This is a genomic window from Streptomyces sp. AC627_RSS907 (assembly GCF_019049165.1).
Map to the genome: position 1 here is coordinate 25,060 of NZ_JAGMUE010000091.1, position 6,769 is coordinate 31,828.

The 6,769-nt window shown below is 70.4% G+C and carries 7 protein-coding genes; 2 read left to right on the plus strand and 5 right to left on the minus strand.

All coding sequences use genetic code 11. The features are described from left to right. Nucleotides 1-38: 38 nt before the first annotated feature. From KUM32_RS19965 to KUM32_RS19980, 4 genes are read right to left on the minus strand one after another with little or no spacing between them, the layout of a single operon-like run. Nucleotides 39-878, minus strand: coding sequence for an ABC transporter ATP-binding protein (locus KUM32_RS19965; RefSeq protein WP_217143294.1), 840 nt, complete (start codon nt 876-878; stop codon nt 39-41). A gap of 39 nt (nt 879-917) precedes the next feature. Then, nucleotides 918-2,000, minus strand: a complete 1,083-nt coding sequence (locus tag KUM32_RS19970; RefSeq protein WP_217143295.1) for an iron chelate uptake ABC transporter family permease subunit — start codon at nt 1,998-2,000, stop codon at nt 918-920. Next, nucleotides 1,997-3,055 carry an iron ABC transporter permease gene (locus KUM32_RS19975; protein WP_217143296.1) on the minus strand — a complete coding sequence of 353 codons (1,059 nt, stop codon included), beginning with the start codon at nt 3,053-3,055 and terminating at the stop codon, nt 1,997-1,999. Before KUM32_RS19975 ends, KUM32_RS19970 begins: the two co-directional genes overlap by 4 nt. A gap of 11 nt (nt 3,056-3,066) precedes the next feature. After that, nucleotides 3,067-4,422, minus strand: a complete 1,356-nt coding sequence (locus tag KUM32_RS19980; RefSeq protein ID WP_217143297.1) for a lysine N(6)-hydroxylase/L-ornithine N(5)-oxygenase family protein — start codon at nt 4,420-4,422, stop codon at nt 3,067-3,069. A 242-nt stretch (nt 4,423-4,664) separates the two neighbouring features. Between KUM32_RS19980 and KUM32_RS19985 the strand changes: the two genes are divergently transcribed. Next, complete coding sequence (locus KUM32_RS19985) at nt 4,665-5,612, plus strand: methionyl-tRNA formyltransferase (RefSeq protein ID WP_217143298.1); 948 nt, start codon at nt 4,665-4,667, stop codon at nt 5,610-5,612. A 136-nt stretch (nt 5,613-5,748) separates the two neighbouring features. Here KUM32_RS19985 and KUM32_RS19990 read toward each other — a convergent pair whose 3' ends face one another. Then, nucleotides 5,749-6,366, minus strand: coding sequence for a GNAT family N-acetyltransferase (locus KUM32_RS19990; RefSeq protein WP_217143299.1), 618 nt, complete (start codon nt 6,364-6,366; stop codon nt 5,749-5,751). 194 nt (nt 6,367-6,560) lie between these two features. On the opposite strand from KUM32_RS19990, the gene KUM32_RS19995 reads away from it, so the two are divergent. Further along, nucleotides 6,561-6,769 (plus strand): glycerophosphodiester phosphodiesterase (locus KUM32_RS19995; protein ID WP_374227534.1); only part of this gene is annotated, 209 nt, incomplete at its 3' end.

The following is a 6,769-nucleotide window of genomic DNA, read 5'->3' on the forward strand; positions in this document are numbered from 1 at the left end:
AGGTTAGCCTAGCCTAACCCTTCCAACTCTGCATTTCCTCAGTCGACTTGGACATGAGTGCGACCTATCGGCACGATGAGCGGGCGGCGGCCCACCGGGTCTTCGATCACCTGCGCGCGCAGTCCGAACGCCTCGTCCAGCAACTCGGCGGTGATCACGTCACGCGGGTGCCCCTGCGCCAGTACCGAGCCGTCCCGCATGACGACGAGGTTGTCGCTGTAGCGTGTGGCCAGATTGAGGTCGTGCAGCACCATGACCACGGTGCACCCCGACTCGTGCAGGTCGTCCACCAGGTCGAGCACGTCGACGGCGTGCGCCAGGTCCAGGTACGTGGTCGGTTCGTCGAGCAGCAGCAGGTCGGTCCCCTGGGCGAGGGTCATGGAGATCCAGACGCGCTGACGCTGGCCGCCGGACAGCGCGTCGACCGGCCGGTCGGCCAGGTCGGACACGCCGGTCATGGCCAGCGCGCGTTCCACGACGGCGGCGTCGTCCGACGACCACTGCCGCAGCCAGCTCTGGTGCGGATGGCGCCCCCTGGCGACCAGGTCGGACACCGTCAGGCCTTCCGGCGCGACCGGGGCCTGGGGCAGCAGTCCGAGCTTCTTGGCCACGTCCCTGGTCCTGAGCCCGCCGATGTCCTCACCGTCCAGGACGACCGTCCCCTTGGCCGGCTTGAGCAGCCGCGACAGCGTGCGCAGCAGGGTGGACTTCCCGCAGCCGTTGGGGCCGATGATCGTCGTGATCAGCCCGGGCGGGATCGTCACGTCGAGATCGTCGATGACGGTCCGGGCACCGTATCCGACCGTGACGCCCCTGGCTGCCAGCCGTGAGGTGCCGTCAACTCCGGGTTCGACGTCGGTGATGGACTGAACGACCACAAGGCCCCCTTGTTTAGGCATGCCTTACTTTTGTACCAGCTATCTGCGGTTCGCCCGTACCAGCAGATAGACGAGGAAGGGGCCGCCGATCGCGGCGGTGACCACGCCGACCGGGAGGGAGATCGGCAGCGCCGCGCGCGCGACCAGGTCCGAGCCGATCAGCAGGAGCGCGCCCACCAGGCCGGAGGCCGGCAACGGTGGCGTCGGGCACCTGGCCAGGCGCATCGCCACCTGCGGCGCCACCAGCGCGACGAACGGGACCGGGCCCGCCGCGCTCACCGCCACCCCGGCGAGAAGGACGGCGCACAGCAACAGCACCGCCCGCACCATCGAGTAGCGGACGCCGAGTCCCGCCGCGATCTCGTCGCCGAAGTGCAGGGGCTTGAACTGGAACGCGACACACGCCACGACGACCAGGAGGACGAGCGTGCCCCAGAGCGCCACCCAGACCTCGTTCCACGAGCGGTTGTCCAGGGAGCCGACCAACCACACCTGGGCCCGGGCCACGTCCCTGATGTCGGCCCCGACCAGCAGCCAGGTCGTGATCGCCTGCATCACGGCGCTCACCGAGATGCCGATGAGGATGAGCCGGAAACCGTCGATGCCGCGCCGCCACGCCAGGAAGTACACCAGCAGTCCGGTGCCGAGGCCGCCCGAGAGCGCGGCCGCGGACAGGCCCACGGTGTCCATGACGGCCGCGGCCGTCCCGCCGGTCGCCGTCACCAGGAACACCGCGACCGTACCGGCGCCGCTGGTGATCCCCAGAATGTCCGGGCTGGCCAGCGGATTGCGCGCGACGGACTGCGTGATCGCCCCGGACACCCCGAGCGCGAGGCCCACGACGAGCCCGGCGAGGGCACGCGGCATCCGCAGGTCCATGATCACGAACTCGTCGACCCGTTCGCCCCGGCCGAGGATCGTGGCGACCACCCGGGGCAGGCCGATGGGGAAGTCCCCGACGCCGATGGAGAGGCAGAAGACCAGGAAGGTCGCCGCCGCCAGCAGCAGCGTCACGCACACGAGCCAGGGCCGCCACACGAACGACACGCGCCCCATCCGCACGCCCGGCGCCACCGACGGCGTCGTCGCCGCCCCGTCCGACTTCACGCTCACCCCGTTCATGCGTTCCTGAACTTTCCGCGCCACACCAGAGCCGCGAAGAACGGGGCGCCGAGGAGCGCGACGACGACCCCGGCGTCCAGCTCGCCCGGCCGCACCACCAGGCGTCCCACGATGTCGCAGACCAGCAGCACGACGGCGCCGAGCAGACCCGCGTACGGCACCAGCCAGCGGTAGTCCGGTCCGGTGAGGTACCGGGCCACGTGGGCCACCATGAGCCCGAGGAAGGCGATGGGACCGCACGCCGCCGTCGCCGCGCCCGCCAGCAGGGTGATGGCGAGGACGCCGGCGGTCCTGCTCAGCGCGATGTGCACGCCCAGCCCCCGCGCCACGTCGTCGCCCAGGTTGAGCAGGTTCACGGAGGGCAGTGTGGCCAGTGCCGGCACCAGCCCGACCGCGACGAAGGCGGCGACCGGCCAGATGACGTCGAAGCCGACGCCGGCCACGGAGCCCGCGTTCCAGAACCGCAGCGCGTCCATGGACGCCTGGTCCGTCAGCGAGACCGCCGTGGTCATCGCCGCGAGGAACACGGTGACCCCCTGCCCGGCCAGTGCGAGCGTCAACGGGTTTCCGGCACCCCTGCCTATGCTCGCCAGCCCGAAGACCACGATCCCCGCGACCGCCGCGCCGAGGAAGGCGAACCAGACGTACTGGAACGGGTCGTCGAAGCCGAAGAGGGCGATCCCCGACACCATGGCGAAGGAGGCGCCGGAGTTCACCCCCAGCAGGCCCGTGTCGGCGATCGGGTTGCGCGTGTACCCCTGGATGAGCGCCCCGCCGACGCCGAGGGCGACGCCGGCCACGATCGCGAGCACCGTCCGGGGCACCCGCACGGTCCGCACGATGAGCCTGATCTCGGTGAGCCGCTGGTCGGGGTCCGGCGCCGCGAACAACCCGTGCCACACCTCGGCGGGGCTCAGGGCGCGCGCACCGACGGCCAGCGACACCGCCGCCGCGGTCACGAGAACCGCCGCCAGCACACCCAGCCCCACAACCCGTCGGTGACGGGCCTGAGTTGTTTTCCCGGGAGCGGGGCGCTCCACCGCAGTCGTGGCCATAGCGACGTACACTAACGGGTGGTGCTGCCGGTTCCGTCGGCGACCGTGCGGGCCTCGTCGGAAGCGGACTTGAGGCCCCGGTCGAGGAGCGAGTCCAGGATCTCGCCGACCCTGACGGCGGTGTTGGACAGCAGGGACGACGTGATGCCGTGCGTGTGCTCCGTGCCTCCCTGGAGGTAGATGCCGCAGCGCAGGTCCGGGTCGGTCGCGACGCGGTAGTCGCGCTCGACGCGGACCCGGCCCTCGTCGTCACGGAGGCAGCGGTCCGCGACCTCGCCGAGCAGGCCGAGGGGGTCTGCGGGGCTGTAGCCGGTGGCGAGGACCACGACGTCCGCGTCCAGGAGGGTCTCCTCGCCGGTGACGAGGGACGTGACCGAGGTGCGGACCTTGTCCGGTGTCACCTCGACACCGGTGAGCCGGGACACGTTGAGGAAGCGCAGCCGCTCGGTGCCGAGGACCTTCTCGCGGTACATCTGCCGGTACAGGTCGTCGATCAGGTCGATGTCCACCACGGAGTAGTTGGTGTTGCCGTGGTAGTCCATCAGCCGGCGTTTGACGTCGCCGGGCGCGGCGAAGTACTCGTCGACCGCGGCGGGGTCGAAGATCCGGTTGGCGAAGCCGCTGTCGTCGGCGGGGCTGTAGCCGTAGCGGGTGAAGACCGCGCAGACCTCGGCCCCGGGGAAGCGCCGGTGCAGGTAGGCGACGTTCTCGGCAGCGCTCTGACCGGCGCCGACGACGACGAACCGCGAGGGTGAGGTGCCCTCCAGCTCCTCGACCCTCACCAGCAGTTCGGAGTTGTGCCAGACGCGCTCGCCGCGCTCCACACCCTCCGGCACGAGGGGGCGCAGACCGGTGCCGATGACGAGGTTGCGGGCCCGGTGGACCTCCAGTCCCTCCCCCGAACGGACCGTCACCTCCAGGTACTCCACGACTCCCCCGTCGAGGACGGGTGCGACGCCGACGACCTCGTGACCGTAGGACACCATGTCGTCGACCTGGGCCGCGGCCCACTCGAAGTAGTCGTGGAACTCCACCCGCAGCGGGAAGAGGTTCTTGTGGTTGATGAAGTCGACCAGCCGCCCCTTGCTCTTCAGGTAGCAGAGGAAGCTGAACTCGCTGGCCGGGTTCCGGAGCGTCACCAGGTCCTTGAGGAAGGAGACCTGCATGGTCGCGTCGTCGATCAGCATGCCGCGGTGCCAGCCGAAGCGGGGCTGCTGCTCGAAGAAGTGAGCGGTGACCGCCTCCTGCCTGCCGGCGCGTGCGTTGTGCTCACTGAGCGCGATCGCCATGGCCACATTGGACGGCCCGAAGCCGATGCCAATGAGGTCGTGGACCAGCGGTGCGTCACCAGGAAGAACCTGTGACATGTCACTCCCATCGTGCGGGACAGTTGCCTGTCGGCGTGGGGAAATGCGCGATCGGGCACGCCACGGAGCGGCCTGCCAAACTTAGGTGAGCCTAAGCTAAGGCTGCGGGGCTGTCGATAGGGCGGAGCGGACGAACGGAGGCCGGTGCGCGTCAACTGCCGTTCTCCGCAGAGGCATTGCGGACTAAGGTAAGCCTTGCTTTACTGACCCCGGTCAGCACCCCTGCCCCGAGGAGGAACCCCATGCGGGTCGTCATGTTCGGTTACCAGACCTGGGGGCACCGCACCCTGCAAGCCCTCCTGGACTCCGAGCACGACGTGGTACTGGTCGTGACGCACCCCAAGAGCGAGCACGCGTACGAGAAGATCTGGAGCGACTCCGTCGCCGACCTCGCCGAGGAGCACGGCGTCCCGGTGCTGATCCGCAACCGCCCGGACGACGACGAGTTGTTCCAGCGCCTCAAGGACGCGGACCCGGACATCATCGTGGCCAACAACTGGCGGACGTGGATCCCCCCGCGGATCTTCGGTCTTCCCCGCCACGGCACGCTCAACGTGCACGACTCACTGCTGCCGAAGTACGCCGGCTTCTCCCCCCTGATCTGGGCCCTGATCAACGGGGAGTCCGAAGTGGGCGTCACCGCGCACATGATGAACGACGAGCTCGACGCCGGCGACATCGTGCGCCAGGAATCCGTGCCGGTCGGACCGACCGACACCACCACCGACCTCTTCCACAAGACCGTCGACCTCATCGCCCCCGTCACCATCGGCGCACTCGGCCTCATCGCCGCCGGGCAGACGGAGTTCACCAAGCAGGACCGCTCCCGGGCGAGCTTCTTCCACAAGCGGTCCGTCGAGGACATCCGCATCGACTGGAACTGGCCGGCCGAGGACCTGGAGCGCCTGGTCCGGGCCCAGTCCGAGCCGTACCCGAGCGCCTTCACCTACCACAGGGGCAGGCGGCTCGAGGTCCTCGCCGCCGTGGTGTCCCGGGGCCGGTACGGCGGTACGCCGGGCCGTGTCTTCTACCGCGAGGGCGAGGGCGTGGTGATCGTCGCCGGGGCCGACGCGCGCACCGGCCGCAACCACGGGCTGGCCATCACCCGTGTCCGGACCGAGGACGGCCGTGAGCTGTCCGCGGCGGAGTACTTCACCTCCATGGGCGGCTATCTGACCAGCCACCCCTGACCGGGCCACGGCCAGTCCCGCGCCGGCCGCCGCGGATGCGGGCGCGGTGGAACCGCCGGGTGTGACCGCGCGGGTCCGGACGGACATGCCGAGCCCGGTGCCGAGAGCACCGGGCTCGGCATGTCCGTCGGGCCCGTCAGGCGCCGGACGGGGTGCGGGGCTCGCGCCGCATGGCCCACAGGGCCGGTCCGCCGCCCGGCAGGCGGAACTCCTCACGCACGGTGAAGCCGAAGTGCTCGTAGAGGGGCACGTTGGACGGCTTGGAGGACTCCAGACAGACGGGCAGCCCCGCCGCGTCGGCCTTGGCCAGGCCCGAACGCAACAGGGCGGCGCCGTGCCCCCCGCCCTGCGCGGCCGGGTCGGCGCCTATCACGGCGAGGTACCAGTGGGGTTCCCGCGGAGCGTGCTCGGCCGCCGCCTCGACGGCATCGCGGAACAGCGTGGCCCGGTCGCCGAGGAGGCTCTGCAGCTCCTGGACGGTCTCCGCGTCGGGGACCGCCTGCGCCTGCCCCTCCGGAGCCACCCAGAAGGCCGCCGCCGCGTCGGTGCGCTCGCACACTCCGTGGTGGGCGTACTGCCGGGTGAAGAGCGTGGTGAAGTACCGGCCCAGCGTGTCCTCGCGAGAGGAGTCGTCGGGGAAGAACCAGCGCATCATCGGGTCGTCGCCGAAGGCTCGGGCCAGGGCGCGGCTGACCACCGGCGCGTCGTCGAGCGTCGCCGTCTGCGGGGTGTTCGTCATGGGCATACGGACCATTGTGCACCGTTGATGATCTTCACTCTCCGGGCGGTCGGTCACCCCGCGCCCGGTGCCCCTTCCGCCCCGGATGACCGGTTTCCCGTTCGGGTCCACCGACTCATCCCGGCGCCGCCAGACGGCTGCCGGTTTCCCGTAACCGGCGTTCGGCAGCCTGCCTCCGAGGAGTCATTCGACACAGGCGGGAGGCTGCAGTGAAACACCTGAGCGGCAAGAGGGGCGTCGGTCTGGTCGTGGCCGTGCTGAGCGGTATCACCATGGCCATGGCCTCCACCACCGCGCACGCCGACGACCGCCCCGACGTCATCGCGCACCGCGGATCCTCCGGCATGGCACCCGAGAACACCGCCGCCGCCATCGACCTCGCCGTCCGACAACGCGCCGACCACGTCGAAATCGACGT